This is a genomic window from Paenibacillus sp. SEL3, assembly GCF_054602585.1.
Window position 1 is genome coordinate 1108697 of sequence record NZ_CM137725.1, and the last position, 22360, is coordinate 1131056.

Genomic DNA, 22360 nt, shown 5'->3' on the forward strand with positions numbered 1-22360 from the left:
ACTCATAAAACATTATTTAGGCTTGGGTTCTCCACCATCTGGCGGGCGTGTCGCAAAATAAGAGCGAATAAGGCGTTGCTCCGGCAGTACGGCTACAATTCGTCCCTGTTCATTCATAACATAAACCATATGATACCGATCTCTTCTGAAAAGACGCAAAATAGGCTCCAAATGTTTCATTGGCAGGGATACAATAGGTAAGGCAATACTTCCCTTAGCTATTTCGCGGTAAAAAAGCTCGTCCCTCCCCAGCAAAAACCGTATAAAACGGTAAGGGATATTCCGATAATCCACAATATTAGAATAAAGCAAAAAAATCCCTACCGCCAGCAGATTTAAATGCATAGGCCCATTTTGCCTTAACAACGGTGAAATACCATACATACAAAATAGCAGACTCGTTACGATACTGGCCCTAAAGGTCCACACTAATGTGCGGTGATAAGAAAAGGATAAACTAATCATTGCCTGCAATATTTTCCCACCATCAAGTGGTAAAATGGGCAGCAAATTAAACAGTGCAATAACTGCATTCCCCTGAATGATATAATTTACATAATCATACTCCGGTCCACTCACATTTCTGAACCATAAAAGGATGATGATCATGATTCCGTTTTGCAGGGGCCCCGCTAGCGCAATGACAATCTCCTTCCACGCATTGAGCTTCCCCTGATCTTCAATGACCGCCACTCCTCCAAAGGGTAACATCTGTATGGAAAGCACCCGCGCGCCTAACAACGAAGCAGCTGTCGCATGACCTAGCTCATGAATAAACACCAATGTAAATAAAGTAATGATCTCGATAAAATGTCCCGTTATTATAGAGGTCAGCATAACCAATACAAACAGTGGATGTAGTGATAAGGTCACCCCTCGGACATTAATCAAGGGCTACCACTTCCGACGGGTCAATGTAGTGATCCCCTCTCTGAACTGCCAAAAATAAAGTTGCCGCCTCGCTGCCGCTGCGACTTGCTGGCAGCACACCGATCTCATCTCCCTCCTGAACCCAGTCGTTCACTTTTAAGGTAGAGCGGGAAAGCCTCCCGTAAGTTGCTGTGATACCGCCAGTGTGTCGAACTGTAACCGAAATCCCGCTTTTGGGATGATTTAATATGTCTAATACTCGTCCTGCATCTATACTTTTAACAGCGATTGGCCCGTTGTCAGTGACATTCGGCGTAATTTCTACCCCTTTCAGGCTCAGTACAAAAGGCTGTGTTATAGTGCCTTCGATCGGTGGAGAGCCCTTTCGATTTGCGGCTACCTTGTGCGTTTCATGCTCCTCGCCAAAAATCGGCAAAAAGGAAGGAGCTCCGTCAAAATAAGTTTCATACCATTGTCCGACGGCTGCAAAATCCATATCCTTATTCAAGGCATCCGCAATAAACATTCTCAAATTCACTGCATAGGGAATATCCCAACGAAACATTCCCCATACCATTCCAAATAACACCGTTGCTATGACTGATCTTCGCCAAAAGGAAGTCCAAAAAGACGGAGCACGATTCGCCCCAAAAGATTGCTGCCAGTGTTGCCGCTCATTTTTCCACTCCGTTTCTGGGTCTCTGGACGAGTTGGCACTGACTATAGGCATCGACCTCATATCTTTATCCCCGTGCCTGTACTGATATATGCCAGAGGGATACGTCTCCGCTTTGCTTCCCGCGATTAGCTGCTGTATACGTTCTTCTCTGCGCTGCTTGATTCCGGAATTTTTATTCATCCTGTTCAGCCCCCTCAGCGAGGTATGTTTGATACATCTTATGAGGACGGGCTTCAACTTATGTTGTCCCGTTCGGGAATAAGTACCTAAAAATCAAAAAAAACCGGCGCTAACGCACCGGATTTGTTTTGTATTTATAATATTTATGTAGTGACCCTAAATTTTGTGAAGCCGTATTATAGGAATTTAAAAAGACAAACCAAAAACACTTAAATAAGATTATTACTTATTTAAGTGTCTAGTATTACAAATGAATACTACTACAGCTCCTACCTTAGAACCAATGGAAAATCACTTAGGAAGTGTGGAAGCAATTTACCAGCCATAACTTCCGGTTTTCCTCATCCACCCATACCAAAAAACTTCTTAAAACGTGTCATCACGCTTTTCTTCTGGTCTAGCTGCATGAGGGGCACTGTATCGCCCAAAATCCGTCTCGCAATGTTACGGTAAGCAATCGCGGCCTGTGAATCTGGATTCATAACGGTAGGCTCCCCTGTATTAGCTGCTTTAATTACCATTTCATCATCCGGCACAATCCCAATAAGGTCTATGCTAAGCACTTGTAAAATCCCATCAATATCCAACATATCTCCGGATTTAACCATGCTATTGCGAATGCGGTTAACCACCAACTTGGGTGATATCACATGTGAGCTTTCCAGTAAACCAATTACCCGGTCTGCATCGCGTACGGCTGCATTTTCCGGAGTAGTCACAACAATAGCCTGATCCGCCCCAGCAATGGCATTTTTAAAGCCTTGCTCAATACCCGCAGGGCAATCGATCAATATATATTCAAAATCCTTTTTAAGCTCCAAAATAATATCCTTAACCTGCTCCGGCGTAACAGCACTCTTGTCCTTGGTTTGAGCGGCTGGCAGCATATACAGCTCCTCAAAACGCTTGTCCTTAACCAGTGCCTGATTTAAACGGCAACGACCTTCCGCTACATCAACAAGGTCGTAAATAATTCGGTTTTCCAGACCCATCACAACGTCTAGATTACGCAAACCGATATCCGTATCCACCAAACATACCTTTTTGCCGAGCAGTGCAAGCGCTGTTCCTATATTGGCTGACGTCGTCGTTTTGCCGACGCCGCCTTTTCCTGAAGTGACGACGATAGCCTCTCCCATGTGCTACACCCCTTTGAACACGTTAAAATCGCGGCCCAGACGCACAATATTGCTCATTTTATCTATTTGCATAGCGCCATCCTTGAGATACGCAAATTCCATACCGGATTCACGTGTCTCCCATTCGTCTGGTGGACGGCTGATCATTTCGGAAATTCGCAGCTGTGTCGGTGCAAAATAGGAAGCCGCTATAATCGCTTCACTATTTCCCTCCATCCCTGCATGCGCCATGCCTCGCAGAGCGCCGAGGACATAAATATCACCAGTACATGTTATAATTCCACCCGGGTTTACATCTCCCAAAAAGAGTAGGTTCCCATTGTGATGAAGCACTTGACCAGATCGGATAATCCCTGTCACCGTGTGAATAGGGGGCTTTCCCTGCACTTCCACAGGCAGTCCAGGTGATTCTACAGACCTGATGAGCAGATTCCCCTTTTGCTTCAAAATCTCCAGAATACTTTCCTTCTGTTCCTCTGTCACTTCTCGGCTTCCCAGCTTAATATCCACATGAATGATCGGGCCTGTTAAAATATTTTGATGACTGTGCTCCAGCTTAAAACGCAGCTCACCCAGCAAATTCTCAAACTCGCATTGATCGTCCAGCAGGAATACCAGGCCATCTTTGATGCCTTTAATCGTGACATGATTCGATTTCACCGCCATTAGCCTGTCCCTCCTATCTCAATCATTTCGTCCCCGGGACGTCAAATCCCTGCTAACCCGGACAAAATGTGTGTAAAAAGACCTAGACAGCCTCTTCCTTTTTCACACGGATACCCAAACGCTGCAACTGCTTGCGAACTGGGACATAAATGATGAGGGCGAACAGAAAATGGATAAATAAATCAGGAATTATATACTGAGCAAGTGCCCAATTGAAAGTCTGATGATTCAGCTGGAACAGCTGGTCAATGGCAAAAAGCATAGAATCCAAGAGGAAACTACCAATCAACACGGCTGCCATCATAATGGGCATCTGCGCACGTCGAGCTGTAAAAACAAGCCCCAATAAGTATGCAGACAACCCCATTGCAAAAGAATAAGGCCCAATGATAAACCCATAGAACACTACATCATGAATAAGTCCAAAAACAATACCTAGCACCAATGCTGTATGACGGCTGTAATACACAGACACAAACAAAATCACGACATACACAAAATTCGGAACCATTCTTGAATGCCAACTATCCGGAAGAAGCCATGGAAGAATCGTCCCTTCAGCTATAAACAGTACAAACAGCAGCAGTATTAGAACCTGACCGCGCATCTTCATTATTCCGGTACCTCAGGAGTGTAGAGGATGAGCAGTTCTTTCCAATCCACAAAGCTGGCTGCCGGTTTAATAATCGCTGTCCGTGTTTTGCCAAACTCCCCAACCTGAATCTTCTCTACCGTTCCAACCATTAGGTTTTTGCGGAATTTACCACCTGCGCCAGATGTAATAATCTGATCACCCTTTGCGATTGGATCTTTTTCCTCAATGCGAGTCATTTGAAATCTGTTCGTACCCGGATCATAGCTTTCAATCATACCAAACGATTGATTTTCCTTGCCCAAGACTGTCGCTGCAATAGCATAAGAATTCGGATTTTTAGGATCCAATGTAGTCAATAGGGTAACGGTGGACGTAAAATTCCCCGTTTGACTAATGACTCCTACAAATCCTTCAAGCGAACTGACTTCCTGACCAACCTTCGCTCCGTCCTTCTCACCAATATCGATCACAAGCGTTTTGGAATCATTGCTGACGCTGTTCACTTGAGCAACACGATAATCATAATTATTTTTCGCCTTTTGCGTTTGGGTGAACTTCAGTTCATTCTGCAGTCTGGCATTTGTTTCAACATAATTATGGGTCTGAATTTGGTCACGAGTCAGCTTTGCCACAGCAATTTTTAACCGTTCATTTTCTTCGTAGATACTGCGCATATTCCCGATATCTTCAAAGAAGCCCGCTATTGCAGAAGCGGGCCTGTAAAAGATACCTTGCACAAAGCCAATCGAGTCTCTGGCGAACTTCTCGGGCCAGGTTAAGGAATTCCTCTGTCCAAGTGTAATCCCCATAAGGGCAATAAACAGAACGATTCCAATCAATAGAACAAATAGTCTTTTATTGCCAAGCAGCTTAAACAGTTCCTACACCCCCGATTCAACGTTTGGAACGGACGGCAGAACTGCTGCGCGATTTGAACAAATGAATATTTTCCAACGCTCTGCCTGTGCCGATTGCCACACAATCTAGAGGATTTTCTGCTACGATCACCGGCATTCCGGTTTCACCTGCCAACAGCTTGTCCAGGTTACGTAGAAGTGCTCCACCGCCAGTAAGTACAATACCTCTATCCATGATATCCGCTGCCAATTCGGGAGGGCATTTTTCCAGTGTTACTTTAACCGCATCCACGATTGCATTGACTGTATCCGATAATGCTTCACTAATTTCATCAGAAGTAATCGTGATCGTCTTTGGCAAACCTGTTACCAGATCACGTCCGCGGATTTCCGAGGTTTCCACTTGCTCTAATGGCATAGCTGAACCCACTTCCATTTTCAGTTGCTCTGAAGTCCGTTCACCAATCATCAGATTGTATTGGCGCTTCACGTATTGGATGATGGACTCGTCCATTTCATCGCCAGCGACACGCACGGAGCGGCTTGTTACAATCCCACCCAGGGAAATGACTGCCACCTCGGTTGTACCTCCACCGATATCGACAACCATACTGCCTGTAGGCTCCCATACAGGAAGATCAGCGCCAATTGCTGCTGCAAACGGCTCTTCTATCGTATATGCCTCTCTTGCGCCTGCTTGCTTCGTCGCATCTTCAACGGCACGCTGCTCCACCGCAGTAATGCCCGAAGGCACACAAACCATCACGTTCGGATGGCGTGGAAACAAAGAGCGTTGGGCTTGCGCCTGACGGATAAAATATTTGATCATCGTTGCTGTCGTATCAAAATCAGCAATGACACCGTCCTTCATCGGACGAATCGCACGGATATTTCCCGGTGTGCGACCGATCATTTTTTTCGCAGATTCACCAACAGCCTCAATGGTTTTTGTATCTGTACGCAAAGCGACTACAGATGGTTCACGAACCACAATTCCTTTACCTCTTACGTATACAAGCGTGTTTGCCGTCCCCAAATCTATTCCCAAATCTTTTGTAAAGCCACCCAGCATGATGTAATCTCCTTTTCTCTTCCCTGAAATCTGTTATCCAATGTATAAGCGGTTTATTCAGGCCGGATTATCCGGTCGTGTTTAAATGTTTGATTTAAATATTATATTATATCAGACCTTGTTCCTTCAAACTTACAAAGATCCCGTCCCCGATCACTATATGATCAAGCACGTCGATACCCACGATGTTGCCCGCTTCCATCAGGCGGCGAGTCAACTGGACATCTTCGGGGCTTGGCTTCGGATCACCGCTCGGATGGTTATGAGCGCAAATTATTGAAGCACTGCTGCATTTGATTGCTGCCCGAAATACTTCACGTGGATGCACGATGGCAGAATTCAGGCTACCCATAGATAGTGTTTCCTGAGCAATGACATGATTTTTAGTGTTAAGGAACAAGCATACAAAATGCTCTTTCTGCAAATAACGAAGCTGCTCAAACAACAGATCTGCCACATCCCGCGGGCAACTAATCACCGGGGTCTCCAAATGGCGAGACAAAGCTAATCGGCGCCCCAGTTCGATACCCGCTTTTAACTGTATCGCTTTAGCATCCCCAATGCCCTTAATCTGGGTCAACTCGCTCAAGCTCATATCCACCAGTTGACGCAAATTTCCTGCCTGCTGCAAAATACGCTGCGCTAAATGCACCGAAGACTCATTTTGCGTTCCTGTACGCAGCAATATTGCCAGCAACTCCGCGTTGCTTAAGGCATCCGCCCCATATGTCATCATGCGCTCTCTTGGTCGTTCTTCATGGGGGAGGTCGCGAAGCATCAGTATTGGCGACTCCAGCATATGTTTATCCCCTTTATGGACGCAACACATTCACTCCAAAATCGGACAGCATGTCCGACAGCAAGGAAAGCGGCAATCCTACGACGTTAAAATAACAACCCTGAATAGATTCCACCAGCGTAGCACCCATGCCTTGAATGCCATACGCTCCTGCCTTGTCAGACGGTTCACCAGTATTCACGTATGCCACAATTTGCTTTTGACTCAGAGGCTTCATTGTAACCTCCGTTTGGCGATGTCTGACAAGCACTTCGCCGGTTCCGGTATGTATGCAGGCTACCCCGGTGTACACCCGGTGTGTCCTTCCCTGCAATGCAGTCAGCATGCGAACTGCGTCCGCATGGTCGGCTGGCTTGCCCAATACCGAACCATCCAGCACGACAATGGTATCACTGCCAATCACCAGTCCGGCTTCCTTCGACTGAGTGACGGTGTTCACGACCGCTTGGGCTTTGCGTGCCGCAAGGGTCTCCACGATTTGCTGAGGCGTCCAGCTCTCAGGCGTGCTCTCATCCGCATGACTTGGCACCACCTCAAAGGGGAGTCTCAAAAATGCGAGCAATTCCTTCCTTCTTGGTGAAGTCGATGCCAAAATAATGCGGGGCGTAATTTTCCCGTCCATAAGGGAAGCTCCTTTTCATCAGTTAGAGCCTGCGGTACAGCCAGAACGCGGCAATGATGCCGATCAGACTAAGCAGGCTCAATTCAAAATTTATTGTTATGTTGTAGCTGATAATATCCAGGTCCGCTCTCGGCGACCAAGATATCCTAGTGGGGTGGGTCAGAAAAGAAAGGAATTTGATCGATTGAAGGGCTTTGGCAATCCATGCACCCAAGAGCCAACCGAGCAATAAAAACAGTATAAGCATTCCTACATTTTTTTTCATCTGATCTTCCCTCGCCATTTTTTGACACCTTCATTATTATACGGTGATTTGTACTGCAATACAAACAGAAATCCGGCATGGGGAACTATTTCCAGTTCCTTGCCGGAAAATATGGTTAGCCTATTGTTTTATGAATTGGATAAATTCCCTCTCACGCAAAACATATTCCATCATGGAGGACTGAATCTCCCAAATGTGTTCCTTGGCTGAATTCTTATTATATTCCCCAAGTGCAGAGATCGCGCTGTTCATCGCCTTTTCAAGTGAGGTTGCGGAGGCAACCGCTTCCTTCGGAAGACCACTGGGAAGTACAGTGATATTTTGTGTCCACTGCTGATGCAGGTCGTTCAGCTCCTTCATGTCGGAGGCTGGCACCGTATTCGGACCTCCTTCTCCGAGCAAGTTTGAGGAAAGTCCGCTCAACTTACCCACCAATGAGCTACTTAACTGAAAAAAGCTAGTGAGTTTATCACCTTCGCCTCCGTAAGCCGCTTTTTCAAATCCAGGCAATTCAAGCTCACGAACATACAATTCGACTCCTTGTGTTTTCAACTGATTGCTGAGCAACTTGGCTTGCTCCCTATCCGGTGATATTCCTGCATATACCCGGTTTTGGTCCTCGGTATCCCCTCCTGCTGCAATACCTGCCTTTAACAGTTCTTCTTTTGCTTGTAAGGCCCGTTCTGGTGTGCTGAAAACCCCATATTGCAACAAATAGTAGGTTTGAGGTGGTACCTGAGCCTCTATGACAGTGACAGGGACAGAATTCTCTTTTGCAGATATTGCATCCACACCAACAGATTCTTTAAAGACCGGTACAGCCTCCTCTACTGAAGGATCTGATCCCGGAACCATGCCTCCTCCGTTAAACAGTAACAACATAATATATCCAAACATGCCTCCGGTCACCAGTGCGCTGGCTACAGAGCCAACCAGTTTCCATCTAGAAGGGTGGGGCGGACGTCTTCTGTACTCTTGACCAGAATGATAAGCTTCCTCATCCTCTTCCAGGCTATCCGGTAGAACTTCCGCATCTGACCAGGAAGCCGCCGAACGACCAAAGGGGTCATCCCATCCCTCTTGTACTCTTAATGTCGGAGCAAAACGCCGACTTGAAATGCGTTTATTCCGATTCTCAGGTTCTTTGATCTTTGATTCTTGCGTAGTTGCAGTATTTTTCTCCATTCCTCTGTTCCGTTCCGTTTCTTTATGCGGGTTATCAGTTTCACGCTGTTCGTTCGTAATCGACTCGTTTTTGTACGGAAGCACCTGTAGCTTATCCTCCCGGCTTGTCTCCGGCAACTGTTGGTCGAACCGGAATGTCATCTTGGTCTTGTTCATGGATGCACTCCCTCCTTGTCCCATACTTCCTCATAGTCTGTTGTATGAGTCAAGCTAAGAATATATGCCCCAGCATTACAAAAAAGGGTATCCCGAAACACAGTCGTGTTCGGAATACCCTTAAATAATTGTAATTCATTGGTGCAACAGCTCATTATTATACGGTTTACACTTGCTGTCCGCGAAGATGGCGCGCTAACGCGTCACCTGCTTTCCAGATATCTCCCGCTCCCATCGTCAGCACAAGATCACCCGGCTGTAATCGATCTTTCAACTCCTCGATCACAGCTTCTTTGGTCGGCAAGTAGATTGCATTAGCATTGCTGTTTTGGACGATTAAATCCACGAGCTTGGAAGAATGCACGCCTTCAATCTGTTTTTCTCCCGCTGGTGAGTAAATATCGGTAATGATGACTTCACTAGCCTCGCTAAACGCGCGGCTGAACGCATCGAGCAGGAAAAAGGTGCGGCTATAGCGTTGCGGCTGGAATACAGCAATAATACGCTTGCCCGTCGCTCTCGCTGCGCTAATCGTAGCCTCAATCTCTGTTGGGTGATGCGCATAGTCATCAATAATCAGTATGTCATTGCTTTCACCTAGTACTTGAAACCGACGCTTCGCTCCGTGAAATTCCACAATTGTAGCAGCGATTTGATCGAATGGAATCCCTGCTTCCAAACATGAAATTACAGTCGCCATCGCATTATACATGTTATGTTTACCCGGCACTGATAGTTCGATTGTTCCGAGTGCTGTTCCCTTACGGCTCATAGTGAAGCTTAATCGACGGTCACCTAATTGGATATCTGTCGCCATATAATCCGCTTCATGCTCCACTCCATAAGTAATGACCCGAGTCTGGAGTTGAGGCAGCATTTCCCGGATGTTCTGATCATCTGCGCATACAATAGCCGCTCCATCCGGTCGAATTTGACTCAAAAACTGTACATAAGCACTTTTCAGACGATTAAAGTCGCCATCGTAATTTTCCAAATGATCTGCTTCAATATTGGTTACGATGCCTTGCCAAGGATGATATTGCAGGAAAGAACCATCACTCTCATCCGCCTCAGCAACGACAAACTCGCTTTTACCTGCTTTGGCATTCGTCCCCAAATTCGTGATTTCGCCGCCAATAATATACGTTGGATCAACGTTACATCTCTCCATAACCAGAGCGATCATGGAAGAGGTTGTCGTTTTACCGTGCGCACCCGCAACAGCTATTCCCTTACGTTCGTTAAGCAAGCGAGCCAGCATCTGCGAACGGTGCAGAGTTGGAATATTCAATTCCTCCGCTGCCACCCGCTCCACATTGTCACGTGACAATGCTGTTGAATAGACGACGATATCCGCGCCTGCAATATGCTCAGGCGTGTGTCCAATATATATTTTTGCGCCTTTTGCCGCCAGTTTTTCTGTCAGCTCCTGTGATGCCACATCTGAGCCAGTCACGGTATAACCCATCTCCAGCATGACCCGAGCAATCGCGCTCATCCCGTAGCCGCCGATACCGATAAAATGAACATGTTCCGAAGTAATCAACAAATTTCACCAACCTTTTTCCGAATCGGTTTGATACATAAGGGTAGCCCGTACATCCGCAATAAGGTACAGCGTGCCGGACACCACCCCCAGATCTTCCGCTTCCGTATGTGATTGAAACAGGCCAAGAGCCTTTTTCCAGTCACCTTCTACAATTATTTTTAAATCCGTTTTGGCATAAGACGGCCGCAGCTTCTCCACGAGATGAGCCAATTCAGCGGCATTCATTTTGCGCCGAAAATCGGGCTCGGTCAGGATAAGCGTATCCACTAGTGGCAGTATATGCTGCAAGTATGCTTCATGATGCTTGTTTGACAGCATCCCCATCATTAAAACCAATTTTTTGTACGAATACACTTGAGGAAGACTCTTGGCCAGCGTCTGTGCTCCTTCTGGATTATGAGCCCCGTCAAGAACAATTCTCGGTGATGTACTGACTTGTTCGAGACGCCCTGCCCAGGCAGTTTGCCTAAAGCCCTCCAGCAGTTCTGCATCATCCAACACAAAAGCCATATACTGACGTAGGACCTCAAGTGCCATCATAGCTCCTGCCGCATTAGAACATTGGTGCTCGCCTAACAACGTGATGTCAATTTCCATATGTCGGAAGGGCCCCGCGAATGAAAAGGTTTGAGCTGTTTCATCTCCGTTTAGCCGTTCATACGTAAATTGTTCTCCTGCCAGGTACAAGGTAGCTCCTTGCTTTGTCGCCGTTTCACGTATGACCTGAATAGCCTCGGGTTGGGAAACACAACTGACGACAGGTACACCCGGTTTGATGATACCGGCTTTTTCCCTTGCAATCTGTTCGAGCGTATCTCCCAAAATATCCGTATGGTCATAGCCGACATTTGTAATAACCGAGAGGATTGGATTCACGATATTAGTTACATCCATCCTTCCCCCAAGACCTGTCTCCCATACCACAACATCTGGGAAAGATACCGTAGCATAGTATAAAATAGCCAACGCTGTCGATACCTCAAACATTGTAGGTGATCCCAATTCACTATCTGCGATTTCTTTCACCAACGGATACAAGCGATTGGCAAGCAAAACCAGCGTTTCATCGGGAATATCGGTCCCATTGAATTGAAAGCGGTTCGTAAATCGGGTGATGTACGGAGACGTAAAAGTCCCGACATCGTACCCACATTTAAGTAGCACAGAGGTCAGAAAGGCACAAGTCGAGCCTTTACCGTTGGTTCCCGCAATATGCACAAATTTCAGATGTCGTTGCGGATCACCCAATTTACTCATTAGTTGTTCAATTCGTTCCAGTCCAGGTCTGATACCAAACGGAATCAAGCCGTTAATCCATTCCACTGCCTCATCATAGCTTTGTAAAGGAGCCGTATCTCCGCCCCTGATCGTATCTGACATCCTCTTCACCTTCAGGTCATTTTATTGTGAGTGAAATTATCCCTTGAGTTCTTCAATACGTGCGATAACTTTAGCGCGCTTATCTGAGTAATCGGCTTGCTTGGCCTTCTCTTCCTCGATGACTTTAGCTGGTGCCTTCGCCACAAAGCCTTGGTTAGATAACTTTTTCTCCACGCGCTCCACTTCACTGTTCAAATGCTGAAGTTCTTTTTCCAGTCTGCTAATTTCCTGGGCAATATCAAGCAGTCCGGCCAGCGGCAGGTACAACTCTGCGCCGCTAACTATAGATGTCATCGCTTTATCTGGAACGGTGAACTCTAATCCCGCGTCGAATTCAGACGTATTACAGAATCTACGCACATATTCCCCATTGCGGTTAATGATATCGAGAACGGCTTGATCGCCGGGTTTTATGAGCAACTCAATTTTTTTACTCATCGGCACATTGACTTCAGCACGGATATTGCGCACAGCGCGAATTACGTCGATCAGCAAATTCATTTCTGCAACTGCATCCTTATCCTCAAAAGCCGGATCATAAACAGGCCAAGCGGCCAGTGTAATCGTTTCTCCCTCATGTGGAAGATGCTGCCATATTTCCTCAGAGATAAACGGCATGAACGGATGAATCATGCGCAGCGTCCGGTCCAATACATATGCAAGTACGGACTGCGTTTTCTTTTTCGCATCTGCGTTGTCGCCATATAGGGAAAGCTTCGCAAACTCAATGTACCAGTCGCACAAATCATCCCAAATAAAGTTATACAGAAGGCGGCCTGTCTCGCCAAATTCATAAGCATCTATTAGACGCGTGATGTCGCGTGAAGTTTCGTTTAGACGATGCAGAATCCAACGATCAGCGGTGCTCAGGTCACCAGTAATGTCTATATCTGCCGAAGTGACGCCTTCCAGATTCATCAGCGCAAAGCGTGACGCATTCCAGATTTTATTGGCAAAGTTGCGGGCCTGCTCCACCCGCTCCCAGCGGAAACGAAGGTCTTGCCCAGGCGTGCTACTGGTGGAAATCATATAACGCATGGCATCGGTACCATATTGGTCAATCACGTCGAGCGGATCAACACCGTTGCCGAGGGATTTGGACATTTTTCTACCGTCCGCATCACGAACCAACCCGTGCATAAGTACGTCCTTGAACGGAATCTCTTCCGTAAACTCGAGTGCTGTAAAAATCATACGCGATACCCAGAAATAAATAATGTCATAGCCTGTAACCAAGACATTAGTCGGATAGTAGCGTTTGAGGTCCTCTGTCTGCTCAGGCCAGCCCAGTGTCGAAAACGGCCACAAAGCCGAGCTGAACCAAGTATCCAGCACATCCTCATCCTGTTTTAGCTTTCTGCCAGCATACTCAGGCAAAGTTGTAGGGTCCTCCGCCGATACAATCACTTCTCCGGTATCCTCATCGTACCAAGCCGGAATACGGTGTCCCCACCATAATTGACGGGAAATACACCAGTCACGCACATTTTCAATCCAATGCAGATAAGTACGTTCAAAGCGATCCGGTACAAAGTTTACCCCGTTGCCAGCCTTCTGCACTTCAATGGCTTTAGCTGCCAGAGGCTTCATTTCCACAAACCATTGTGTGGACAGATAAGGTTCTACAACTACACCTGTACGCTCGCTGTGGCCTACTTGATGTACGTGCTCTTCAATACGAATCAGTACGCCCTGCTCTTTCAGATCAGCGACGATTTGCTTACGGCAATCGCTACGATCAAGGCCCTGATATTTGCCTGCTTCGGCATTCATCGTTCCCGTTTCGTCCATCACTGTAATTTGTGGCAGCTGGTGACGTTGTCCCATTTCAAAGTCATTCGGATCGTGAGCCGGTGTAATTTTAACCGCGCCGCTACCGAAATCTTTATCAACATAATCATCCGCAATGACCGGAATTTCCCGTCCGATGATTGGGAGCACAAGCGTTTTGCCGATCATTTGCTTGTAGCGTTCATCTTCCGGGTGTACAGCTACAGCTGTATCGCCCAGCATCGTTTCAGGACGTGTAGTGGCTACCGTAATAAATCCGCTACCGTCTTTCAGTGGATATTGCAGGTGATACAGATTTCCGTTCACCTCTTTGTATTCCACCTCAATGTCCGATAATGCAGTACGTGCAGCAGGGTCCCAGTTTATGATGCGTTTACCGCGATAAATCAGACCCTTCTTGTACAGTTTAACGAATACCTCGCGTACCGCTTGGGACAGTCCCTCATCCAGCGTAAAACGCTCACGAGAATAATCGAGAGAAAAGCCCATCTTTTCCCATTGGTTATGGATATTATCTAGGTAAAGATCCTTCCACTCCCACACTTTCTCCAAAAACTTCTCGCGGCCCAAATCATAACGTGTCAGGCCTTCTTCACGCAGCTTTTGCTCTACCTTTGTTTGGGTAGCAATACCCGCATGGTCTGCCCCTGGCAGCCACAAGGCATCATAGCCCTGCATCCGCTTGGCGCGAATAATAATATCCTGCAAAGTAAAGTCAAGAGCATGTCCAATATGCAACATACCTGTAACATTCGGTGGTGGAATAACGATTGTAAAAGGCTCTGCCTCTGGATGTTGCCCAGCGCGGAAATAGCCCTTCTCCATCCACGTTTTGTACCATTTTTGTTCTGCTGATTTTGGATCGTACGTTGTTGGCATTTCCAAGGTTGTCTTGTTGTCTTGTTCTGACATATCAGGATACCTCCATGATTTTTCAATTGGCAAATAAAAAAAGCCCTTCATCCTCAAAGGACGAAAGGCTGTTCTCTCGCGGTACCACCTTTGTTTCACCCCTAGTGTATGTATCCACTGATCCATTACACATGGTGTGACACTTTATGCAGATAACGGTTGCGGACCGGCCTTATTCTACCGTGAACCTCTTATCTTCCGTAGGAATTAAATGAGGAACCGTTCAAACAGGCGACTCCCGGGTGACTTCGGCCAGTAGCTTCCTGCGGAACCTCACAGCGCTGCAATTCCACTCTCTGAAGGGCTTGCTGCCTACTCTTCCCGATCTCAGTCTTTCAATAACTATACCACATCATACATTTCCCATTGACTATAGTCAACACCCGCTGTGCATTTTTCAGCAACCGGATCAAGGGATGTACAATACCTGTCCTTCTTCCACATGATGCTCCGCCAATCTGTTATACAGTTGAAGCTCACGCGTGCTGAGCTGATAACGGTCAGCTATGGTTTCCAGTGTATCCTCGCGCTGTACTATGCATAACCGCACCTTACGAAAAGGTGTTTCATCTTGTGTATGAAAAAAAAGGTTCTTCCACTTGGCATTCTCCCGCTCTTCTTCGGCTTTCTGATCCTGCGGCTCCTGCTCCAATTGCTGCTGGTATTCCGCTTCTTTCACCGAACGGCTGGATTGGAGCAATGATGAGTAGACAACCGGGTCTGGCTCGTCTGCCTCTTCATCCTTTTTACTGTTAAGCGCCACACGCATCTCTGGCTTATCCTCAGTAAAAGTGTCATGGGCCTCGTGATTCACCTGTTCTGACGCTTCAGGCCTGAAGTCGAAGCTATCTACTTGACTCGCTTCCAACTGTGGCTCCAGATAGACCTCGGACTCCGTAGCAGGATGCGGTTCAGACAGCAAAGGGTCATAATTTACATTAGGAGATGCGGAAGATACTTTGGACTCATTTCCCCCTGCCCATGCTTCCTTTTGCTGAAATCCCCACACTTCCGGAGACCCATGCTCATGTTTGACCTCGGGAGAGTTATCTTCAACTGCTTTGCCCGTCCAAGGCTCATAGAATCGGTTAGGATCTACTGCTGGCTCATAAGCTTGCTGTTCCGACGATGATTGCTGTTCCCCTTGGTCCTCAGACAGCTGTTCCCAGGAAATGGACTCCTGTTGTACTGGCACACTGTAGGAGGTTTCAGGATCTGTAACGTAATCAGAGGTCGAGTCATTGGTAGAATAGGCCTCTGCCTGACGATACTCTTCATCGGCGGAAAGGGATTGAACCGGATGCTCAGGTGCATGCACTACGGTAAATTCTTCATCCAACCAGACCGCCGTCTCTTCCGCGTGCGAGCTTTCCACACCATGCAAAGAAAGAACGCCTGTAATGTTTAGACTACGTAAAGAAAGCAGGTCCACATCAAAATTTTCAATCTCGACAGAGATATCTTCCAATCTCCCTACGCGGTTTAGCGGAATGGTAATTTCCACAGGGATCAAATGATGAAGCTCGCTCGTGAACTGTTCAGGTGTGCGGTACACGCCCTCCAGCAGCAAATGCCCTCGCAAAGCGGCATGGTCGCCGTGGGTTACAACCTGAATGCGTGGCAGAAGCTCGATTTCCTCCAACTCAGCAATCCCGGCAGCTTCCTCCGTCAAATGAATGCGTTCATAAATATCAAAACGCAAGCCTTGCGGCTGATCATTCTGTTGTTTGTTCAAGGATGGCATCCTCCTTTGGGCAGTCTCCGCACATCCTCTGACTTCTGGTCAGGCGCACGGAAACTCCATATTGCAAACCGTTTCTAGGTTCAAGTATATGCGCCAAAATAGAAGGCATGCCATCTTTTATAGCTGTTTGTGCAGCTTTTGAAAATCATCCGGCCAAGCATCCTCCACAGTAATCGTTTCGCCACTCAGCGGATGACAGAAGGTAAGACGCTCTCCGTGTAGCGCCTGCCTGCCAAAATCAGTAGCACGCCCCCCGTATAATACATCCCCAAGCAACGGGTAGCCAGCATGACTAAGATGTACGCGAATCTGGTGCGTCCGTCCTGTCTCCAGCGTCAGATATACGAGACTCACTGCACTTGAACCGCTTCCCCATACTTCCCCGAGTTCAATATGGGTAACCGCCTTCTGCCCAGTCGGAGATACACGACGGCGCTGCTTATGATGCCTGTCCTTGCCAATCGGCCAATCCAACGTTCGCAGCGATGGAGGTACTTCCCCTCGTACCAAAGCTACATACCGGCGGTCGATATCCTTAGCTCTCATTTGCTCGTCCAGCTTGAGCAACGCAAACTCATTTTTGGCATATAGCACCGGGCCCGTCGTATCCACATCCAGACGATGTACATGCCGTACCACCGCATGAATGCCATTCATCTCATAGTAGGATGCGACAGCATGATCCAACGTCAGCGGACCATCCTGCACACCACCGTCCGGATGTACTGCCATACCTGCTGGTTTATGTACTACCAGACAAAAATCATCTTCATACAGTACCTTCAAATCATACCAGCGAGGGGTGATGCCAAGGTTCATTACAGGAAAAAGGGCCAGCCGTAGCCGGTCCCCTGTAAGTTCAATCTCTTTATCATGGCGCAGTCTGCGCCACAGCTTTTCCGGTAATTCCAAACGATTCAGCAACCACTGATCTACAGCATCAGCGCTGTTTTTTTCCTCGTCTGTGATTTCCCGTCCTGGCGTGACTTCCAGCCACGGTCCTCTTCTTTTCCAGCCACCTTGCCAGCTCATAGACGTTTGAGCGCGCGATAGTTCGCCTCAATGGTGGCATCAATATCCTCTACCGTATGCACGCCCGATACAAACATACCCTCAAATTGAGATGGTGCTACACTGACTCCCTCATTCACCATTTCAGTAAAGTAACGACGGAAGTGGTCCTGATTACTCGTTTTAGCTGTATCAAAATTGACAACCTTTTCTTCTGTAAAAAATGGACAAACCATGGAACCCACGCGATTGATCATGACAGGGATACCTAGCTCGTTCGCATTACGTTCGAATCCGGCTTGAAGTCGTGCTGCCCGCTCTTCCAAGCGATCGTATACTTCTGGCGTCAGCAATTTAAGTGTCGAATAACCTGCTGCCATAGCCAGCGGATTTCCGCTAAGCGTACCCGCTTGATAAATGGGCCCCGATGGAGCAATCCGCTCCAGAATATCACGACGTCCGCCGTAAGCACCTACAGGGAGTCCACCACCAATCACTTTACCCAAACAGGTAAGATCCGGTGTCACACCAAAGCGACCTTGAGCCGAATGAAGTCCAACCCGGAATCCAGTCATCACTTCATCAAAAATCAGCAGACTTCCGTACTGCTGGGTTACCTCACGCAAACCTTCCAAAAATCCAGGCTGTGGCGGTACAACTCCCATATTGCCTGCTACTGGCTCGACAATAATTGCGGCAATCTCTTCGCCAAATTTCTCAAAAGCTAGCTTCACCGAAGCTAGATCATTATAAGGGACAGTGATTGTATGGGTGGCCACAACTTCAGGCACACCGGGACTATCGGGCAAGCCTAATGTGGCAACACCAGAGCCTGCTTTAATCAGCAAGCTGTCCGCATGACCGTGATATGATCCCTCAAATTTAAGGATTTTACTACGGCTCGTAAATCCGCGTGCGAGTCGAATCGCACTCATAGTCGCCTCAGTTCCGGAGTTAACCATACGTACAATGTCCATAGAAGGAACACGCTCACATACGAGCTTGGCCATTTCGGTTTCTGCCAACGTTGGTGCGCCGAAGCTGGTTCCTTTTACAACAGCAGCCTGTAAAGCTTTAACCACTTCGGGATGTGCATGGCCCATAATAAGCGGTCCCCATGAACATACATAGTCTAAATAGGATTGACCATCAATATCATATACGCGCGATCCTTCGCCATGGTCGATATACACAGGTGTAATTCCAACAGATTTAAAAGCCCGTACCGGGCTGTTTACGCCACCCGGAATGTATTGTTTTGCCTCATCAAAGGCTACTTTGGAGTTCGTATCCTTGCGCACTGTTCGTTGTTCGTCGATCATTCTGACCACTCCTATCTTCTGAAAATAGACTTATTGCTTCAACCATCTTGCCGCATCCTTGGCCGAATAGGTAATAATCATATCTGCACCCGCACGCTTCATACTTGTCAAAATCTCTAGCACCATTGCTTTTTCATCAATCCAGCCTTGAAGAGCCGCTGCCTTGACCATGGCATATTCACCACTAACGTTGTAAGCCACCATAGGCAGATCAAATTGATCCTTAATCGTGCGCATTACGTCAAGATAAGAAAGGGAAGGCTTCACCATCAGCATATCTGCCCCCTCCAGCACATCAGATTCTGCTTCTCGCAATGCTTCACGTGCATTAGCAGGATCCATCTGATAGGATTTGCGGTCACCAAACTGCGGCGCAGAATCTGCGGCCTCCCGGAAAGGACCGTAAAAAGCAGACGCATATTTGACGGAATACGACATAATTGGAATATGTGAAAAGCCTTCTAGATCCAACCCCTGCCGAATCGCCTGTACAAAACCGTCCATCATATTAGATGGCGCGATAATATCTGCACCAGCTCTGGCCTGAGATACAGCTGTACGTACCAGCACCTCCAGAGATTCATCATTCAATACCTCACCGCATACCTCACCATCATGCTCATGCATGTGCACCATACCGCAGTGTCCATGGTCCGTAAACTCACACAAACAAGTGTCAGCCACAACCAGCAGTTCGGGATAACGCGACTTGATCAGACGAGTAGCTTCCTGAACAATACCATCGTCCACAAAAGCCGAAGTCCCTACGCTGTCTTTGGTTTCTGGGATGCCAAATAGGAGCACAGCGGGAATGCCGAGCTCACTAATCTCTTTCAGTTCTTCCTCCAGCCGATCCAGAGAAAAACGGTATACACCTGGCATAGAGCTAATTTCCTGTTTCACCCCAGTGCCAAATGTTACGTAGATCGGTTGGATAAAATCAGTGGGATTCAATACGGTCTCACGCACCATACTGCGGATTGCAGCCGACTGGCGCAAACGGCGATGTCTGGTAAAAGGAACACTCATGATTACAAACCTCCATTTTTTATACATTCATTAGTAAAAACAAAAAAATTATAATGTCATAACAGTACTTGAACGTTTCCACTCACACAACGATTGGATCAGACTTTCAATGGTCGCCTTCTCTGACATAAAACTTACAGTCAAGCCGGCTTGGGTAGCTGTCTCACCGGTCAAAGGACCTATCACAGCAATCGTAACTCCCTCCAGCAGCGACACCGGATCATGGATCCCCATTTGTCTGAGGGCTTCTAAGAAAAAGGTTACAGTTGAGGAACTGGTAAACGTAATCGCATGAATGGCACGCTCCTGAAGCAGCTTGAGAAGTTCATCATCCTGTGTGTTGGCTGCTAGCACCGTTTGATACAAATCAGCCTCGGTCACATGAAGTCCCATCTCCCTCAGCTTTTCTGGCAGCCACGGCCGAGCTAGATCACCTCTTGGGAGAAATACGTTCTGCCCTGCCTGCAAATCCTGCTCAAATCCTTCGAGCAAGCCCTCTGCCTGAAATGGGCCCTCGATCTGTTCTGCCACAATTCCGTGCGTCCGAAGCGCGGCTGCTGTAGCCGGTCCGACTGCGGCAATACGCGCTTTGAACAGCATACGTACGTCCTTGCCCTGTTCCTTTAAGTGCGTGAAAAAGTATTCCACTCCATTAACGCTGGTAAAAAACACCCAATCATATTCTGGCAGTCGCGCAAATGCCTCTTTAATTTCCTGTTTGGTTGGCTCGTCCGAAGGGGCGACCGTCTGAATAACTGGAAATTCATAAGGCTCGCCACCAAGCTCTTCTATCCGATGGACCAGACTGCTGGCCTGCGCACGCGCGCGAGTAACCAAAATTCGCTTGCCAAACAAAGGCATGTCCTCAGCCCATTTTAACTGTTCACGTTGATTGACCACTTCTCCGACAACGATGACGGCGGGAGGCTGAAAATTCGCAGCCTTCACCTTAGCTTCAATATCCGCAAGCGTACCCACCAGCGTATCCTGCTCGGCACGGGTTCCCCAGCGGATCAAGGCAACAGGAGTATTTGATGGCTTGCCGTGTTTTATCAGCTGTTCACTGATATAGCCAATCTTTGCTACACCCATCATAAAGATCAGTGTGCCCGTTGCGTTCGTCACTTTATCCCAATGAATACTTTTGTCGAGTTTATCCGGACTTTCATGACCTGTAATGATAGATAGCGATGAGGCCATATCCCGGTGTGTGACTGGAATCCCCGCATAGGCGGGCACACTGATTGCTGATGTGATGCCGGGTATAATTTCATAGGAAATACCATGTTTACGCAGTAGCCCGGCTTCCTCGCCGACTCGTCCAAATATAGTAGGGTCTCCCCCTTTAAGACGAACAACTGTTTTTCCTTCCAAGGCCAAATCCACCAACAGCTGATTAATTTCCTCTTGCTTCATAGTGTGACGATCTGGCAACTTTCCAACATATATTTTTTGGGCCTCTGGCTTCATCAATCCCAAAAGGCGCGGGCTTGCCAGTCTGTCGTACACAATGACATCGCCCAATTGAATGCATTCCCAACCCTTGACCGTAATTAATCTTGCGTCTCCGGGTCCTGCACCTACCAAATATACTTTTCCTGCCATGCTATCATCCCCTCACCTGCGCCAGAATCTGTTCTGCTCCTTTGGCTATCAAACTGGCCGCCACCGCTTCTCCCAGCTTTTGCGGATCATTTCCCTGGAGCGTTTCCTTCAAAATAACCTCGCCATCTGGCGAGCCTACCATGCCCGTAAGGCTGATTTCTTGACCAGCCCAGACGGCATGAGCCCCGATCGGCACTTGGCACCCCCCATTTAACACGCCCAAAAAGGTTCGTTCTGCCGCAACGGTAGCCGAGGTATCCCGGTCGTTGTAAAGGCGCAGCAAGGCCAATAGCTCTTCATCACTCGCGCGACATTCAATACCCAGCGCTCCCTGCCCAACCGCCGGCAAACAGTCTTCTTCCGGTATATAGGATGTAATTCGATCTTTCCAGCCCATCCGATGCAAACCTGCTGCCGCCAAAATGATAGCGTCAAAACCTTCCGTCTCCAGCTTTTTCAGACGGGAATCAATATTCCCACGCACAGGCTCCAATTGTAGATCAGGTCGCATGGACTTGATTTGACTGGCTCTGCGCAGGCTACTCGTGCCCACCTTTGCCCCTTGAGGCAATTCCTCCAGGCTCTCGGCGCCCAATGTGATCAGGCAATCACGTGGATCCTCACGACGCGGTACAGCGCCGTTGACAAGCCCTTCCGGCAATTCGGAAGGCATATCCTTCATACTATGTACTGCCATATCAATCTCACCAGCCAGCATGGCCTGTTCAATCTCTTTGACAAAAAGCCCTTTGCCACCCACTTTGGACAAGGTTACATCCAATATTCGATCACCCTTGGTCAGGATTTTCTTTACGACAAATTGCAAATCCATTCCATGCTCCGCGCATAGCGCGTTCAAATCTTCAATGACATGCCCGGTCTGAGTTAACGCCAGCGCACTCTGTCTGCTGCCTACCACAATTGTTCGCATG

The 22360-nt window shown here is 47.6% G+C and carries 20 protein-coding genes; all 20 read right to left on the minus strand.

The features are described 5' to 3' along the window. Positions 1-12 precede the first annotated feature (12 nt). Positions 13-891, minus strand: a complete 879-nt coding sequence (locus ACYCS5_RS05255) for a M50 family metallopeptidase (protein ID WP_459760917.1) — start codon at positions 889-891, stop codon at positions 13-15. Then, positions 884-1729 (minus strand): peptidoglycan DD-metalloendopeptidase family protein, encoded by an 846-nt coding sequence (locus ACYCS5_RS05260; RefSeq protein WP_459760918.1) that lies wholly within the window; start codon positions 1727-1729, stop codon positions 884-886. Before ACYCS5_RS05260 ends, ACYCS5_RS05255 begins: the two co-directional genes overlap by 8 nt. A 341-nt stretch (positions 1730-2070) precedes the next feature. After that, entirely contained in the window at positions 2071-2868 is a 798-nt protein-coding gene (minD, locus tag ACYCS5_RS05265) for a septum site-determining protein MinD (RefSeq protein ID WP_013311596.1), read from the minus strand. 3 nt (positions 2869-2871) lie between these two features. Then, entirely contained in the window at positions 2872-3534 is a 663-nt protein-coding gene (locus tag ACYCS5_RS05270) for a septum site-determining protein MinC (protein WP_029518422.1), read from the minus strand. A gap of 82 nt (positions 3535-3616) precedes the next feature. Further along, positions 3617-4147 (minus strand): rod shape-determining protein MreD, encoded by a 531-nt coding sequence (gene mreD / locus ACYCS5_RS05275; RefSeq protein WP_459760919.1) that lies wholly within the window; start codon positions 4145-4147, stop codon positions 3617-3619. Then, positions 4147-4968, minus strand: coding sequence for a rod shape-determining protein MreC (mreC, locus tag ACYCS5_RS05280; protein WP_029518420.1), 822 nt, complete (start codon positions 4966-4968; stop codon positions 4147-4149). The genes mreD and mreC overlap by 1 nt, the downstream gene beginning before the upstream one ends. 55 nt (positions 4969-5023) lie before the next feature. Continuing rightward, positions 5024-6058: a rod shape-determining protein gene (locus tag ACYCS5_RS05285; RefSeq protein WP_013311600.1), complete on the minus strand. Its 1035-nt coding sequence runs from the start codon at positions 6056-6058 to the stop codon at positions 5024-5026. 106 nt (positions 6059-6164) lie between these two features. Next, complete coding sequence (gene radC / locus ACYCS5_RS05290; protein WP_340886238.1) at positions 6165-6857, minus strand: RadC family protein; 693 nt, start codon at positions 6855-6857, stop codon at positions 6165-6167. Between the two features lie 13 nt (positions 6858-6870). Then, positions 6871-7479: a Maf family protein gene (locus tag ACYCS5_RS05295; protein ID WP_459760920.1), complete on the minus strand. Its 609-nt coding sequence runs from the start codon at positions 7477-7479 to the stop codon at positions 6871-6873. A gap of 22 nt (positions 7480-7501) precedes the next feature. Continuing rightward, the gene (locus ACYCS5_RS05300; RefSeq protein ID WP_023989955.1) at positions 7502-7744 is read right to left on the minus strand and encodes a DUF4321 domain-containing protein; all 243 of its coding nucleotides are present in this window, start codon (positions 7742-7744) and stop codon (positions 7502-7504) included. Positions 7745-7864: 120 nt separating this feature from the next. Continuing rightward, positions 7865-9085, minus strand: a complete 1221-nt coding sequence (locus tag ACYCS5_RS05305) for an SPOR domain-containing protein (protein WP_459760921.1) — start codon at positions 9083-9085, stop codon at positions 7865-7867. Between the two features lie 166 nt (positions 9086-9251). Further along, a complete protein-coding gene (gene murC, locus ACYCS5_RS05310) occupies positions 9252-10631 on the minus strand; it encodes a UDP-N-acetylmuramate--L-alanine ligase (RefSeq protein ID WP_013311605.1) in 1380 nt (459 codons plus the stop codon). A gap of 6 nt (positions 10632-10637) precedes the next feature. Then, the gene (locus ACYCS5_RS05315) at positions 10638-12014 is read right to left on the minus strand and encodes a bifunctional folylpolyglutamate synthase/dihydrofolate synthase (RefSeq protein WP_029518417.1); all 1377 of its coding nucleotides are present in this window, start codon (positions 12012-12014) and stop codon (positions 10638-10640) included. Positions 12015-12050: 36 nt separating this feature from the next. Beyond that, positions 12051-14717, minus strand: a complete 2667-nt coding sequence (locus tag ACYCS5_RS05320) for a valine--tRNA ligase (protein WP_029518416.1) — start codon at positions 14715-14717, stop codon at positions 12051-12053. Positions 14718-15126: 409 nt separating this feature from the next. After that, positions 15127-16452 carry a LysM peptidoglycan-binding domain-containing protein gene (locus ACYCS5_RS05325; protein WP_069011265.1) on the minus strand — a complete coding sequence of 442 codons (1326 nt, stop codon included), beginning with the start codon at positions 16450-16452 and terminating at the stop codon, positions 15127-15129. A gap of 126 nt (positions 16453-16578) precedes the next feature. Continuing rightward, on the minus strand, positions 16579-17493 hold the full coding sequence (locus tag ACYCS5_RS05330) for an RluA family pseudouridine synthase (RefSeq protein ID WP_340932990.1): 915 nt from the start codon (positions 17491-17493) through the stop codon (positions 16579-16581). Beyond that, a complete protein-coding gene (hemL, locus tag ACYCS5_RS05335) occupies positions 17490-18794 on the minus strand; it encodes a glutamate-1-semialdehyde 2,1-aminomutase (protein WP_165148793.1) in 1305 nt (434 codons plus the stop codon). Before hemL ends, ACYCS5_RS05330 begins: the two co-directional genes overlap by 4 nt. A 30-nt stretch (positions 18795-18824) precedes the next feature. Further along, the gene (gene hemB / locus ACYCS5_RS05340) at positions 18825-19823 is read right to left on the minus strand and encodes a porphobilinogen synthase (protein WP_069011262.1); all 999 of its coding nucleotides are present in this window, start codon (positions 19821-19823) and stop codon (positions 18825-18827) included. A 48-nt stretch (positions 19824-19871) separates the two neighbouring features. Then, entirely contained in the window at positions 19872-21428 is a 1557-nt protein-coding gene (gene cobA / locus ACYCS5_RS05345) for a uroporphyrinogen-III C-methyltransferase (RefSeq protein WP_342425154.1), read from the minus strand. Between the two features lie 4 nt (positions 21429-21432). Next, the gene (gene hemC / locus ACYCS5_RS05350; RefSeq protein ID WP_029518410.1) at positions 21433-22359 is read right to left on the minus strand and encodes a hydroxymethylbilane synthase; all 927 of its coding nucleotides are present in this window, start codon (positions 22357-22359) and stop codon (positions 21433-21435) included. Position 22360: the final 1 nt, after the last annotated feature.

Excerpts from the sequence above, each read along its gene's own strand:
- ACYCS5_RS05260 (WP_459760918.1), bottom strand. The coding sequence starts at position 1,729 with ATGAATAAAAATTCCGGAATCAAGCAGCGCAGAGAAGAACGTATACAG.
- minD (WP_013311596.1), bottom strand. The coding sequence starts at position 2,868 with ATGGGAGAGGCTATCGTCGTCACTTCAGGAAAAGGCGGCGTCGGCAAA.
- ACYCS5_RS05270 (WP_029518422.1), bottom strand. The coding sequence starts at position 3,534 with ATGGCGGTGAAATCGAATCATGTCACGATTAAAGGCATCAAAGATGGC.
- mreD (WP_459760919.1), bottom strand. The coding sequence starts at position 4,147 with ATGAAGATGCGCGGTCAGGTTCTAATACTGCTGCTGTTTGTACTGTTT.
- ACYCS5_RS05285 (WP_013311600.1), bottom strand. The coding sequence starts at position 6,058 with ATGCTGGGTGGCTTTACAAAAGATTTGGGAATAGATTTGGGGACGGCA.
- radC (WP_340886238.1), bottom strand. The coding sequence starts at position 6,857 with ATGCTGGAGTCGCCAATACTGATGCTTCGCGACCTCCCCCATGAAGAA.
- ACYCS5_RS05295 (WP_459760920.1), bottom strand. The coding sequence starts at position 7,479 with ATGGACGGGAAAATTACGCCCCGCATTATTTTGGCATCGACTTCACCA.
- ACYCS5_RS05300 (WP_023989955.1), bottom strand. The coding sequence starts at position 7,744 with ATGAAAAAAAATGTAGGAATGCTTATACTGTTTTTATTGCTCGGTTGG.
- ACYCS5_RS05305 (WP_459760921.1), bottom strand. The coding sequence starts at position 9,085 with ATGAACAAGACCAAGATGACATTCCGGTTCGACCAACAGTTGCCGGAG.
- ACYCS5_RS05315 (WP_029518417.1), bottom strand. The coding sequence starts at position 12,014 with ATGTCAGATACGATCAGGGGCGGAGATACGGCTCCTTTACAAAGCTAT.
- ACYCS5_RS05320 (WP_029518416.1), bottom strand. The coding sequence starts at position 14,717 with ATGTCAGAACAAGACAACAAGACAACCTTGGAAATGCCAACAACGTAC.
- ACYCS5_RS05330 (WP_340932990.1), bottom strand. The coding sequence starts at position 17,493 with ATGAGCTGGCAAGGTGGCTGGAAAAGAAGAGGACCGTGGCTGGAAGTC.
- hemL (WP_165148793.1), bottom strand. The coding sequence starts at position 18,794 with ATGATCGACGAACAACGAACAGTGCGCAAGGATACGAACTCCAAAGTA.
- hemB (WP_069011262.1), bottom strand. The coding sequence starts at position 19,823 with ATGAGTGTTCCTTTTACCAGACATCGCCGTTTGCGCCAGTCGGCTGCA.
- cobA (WP_342425154.1), bottom strand. The coding sequence starts at position 21,428 with ATGGCAGGAAAAGTATATTTGGTAGGTGCAGGACCCGGAGACGCAAGA.
- hemC (WP_029518410.1), bottom strand. The coding sequence starts at position 22,359 with ATGCGAACAATTGTGGTAGGCAGCAGACAGAGTGCGCTGGCGTTAACT.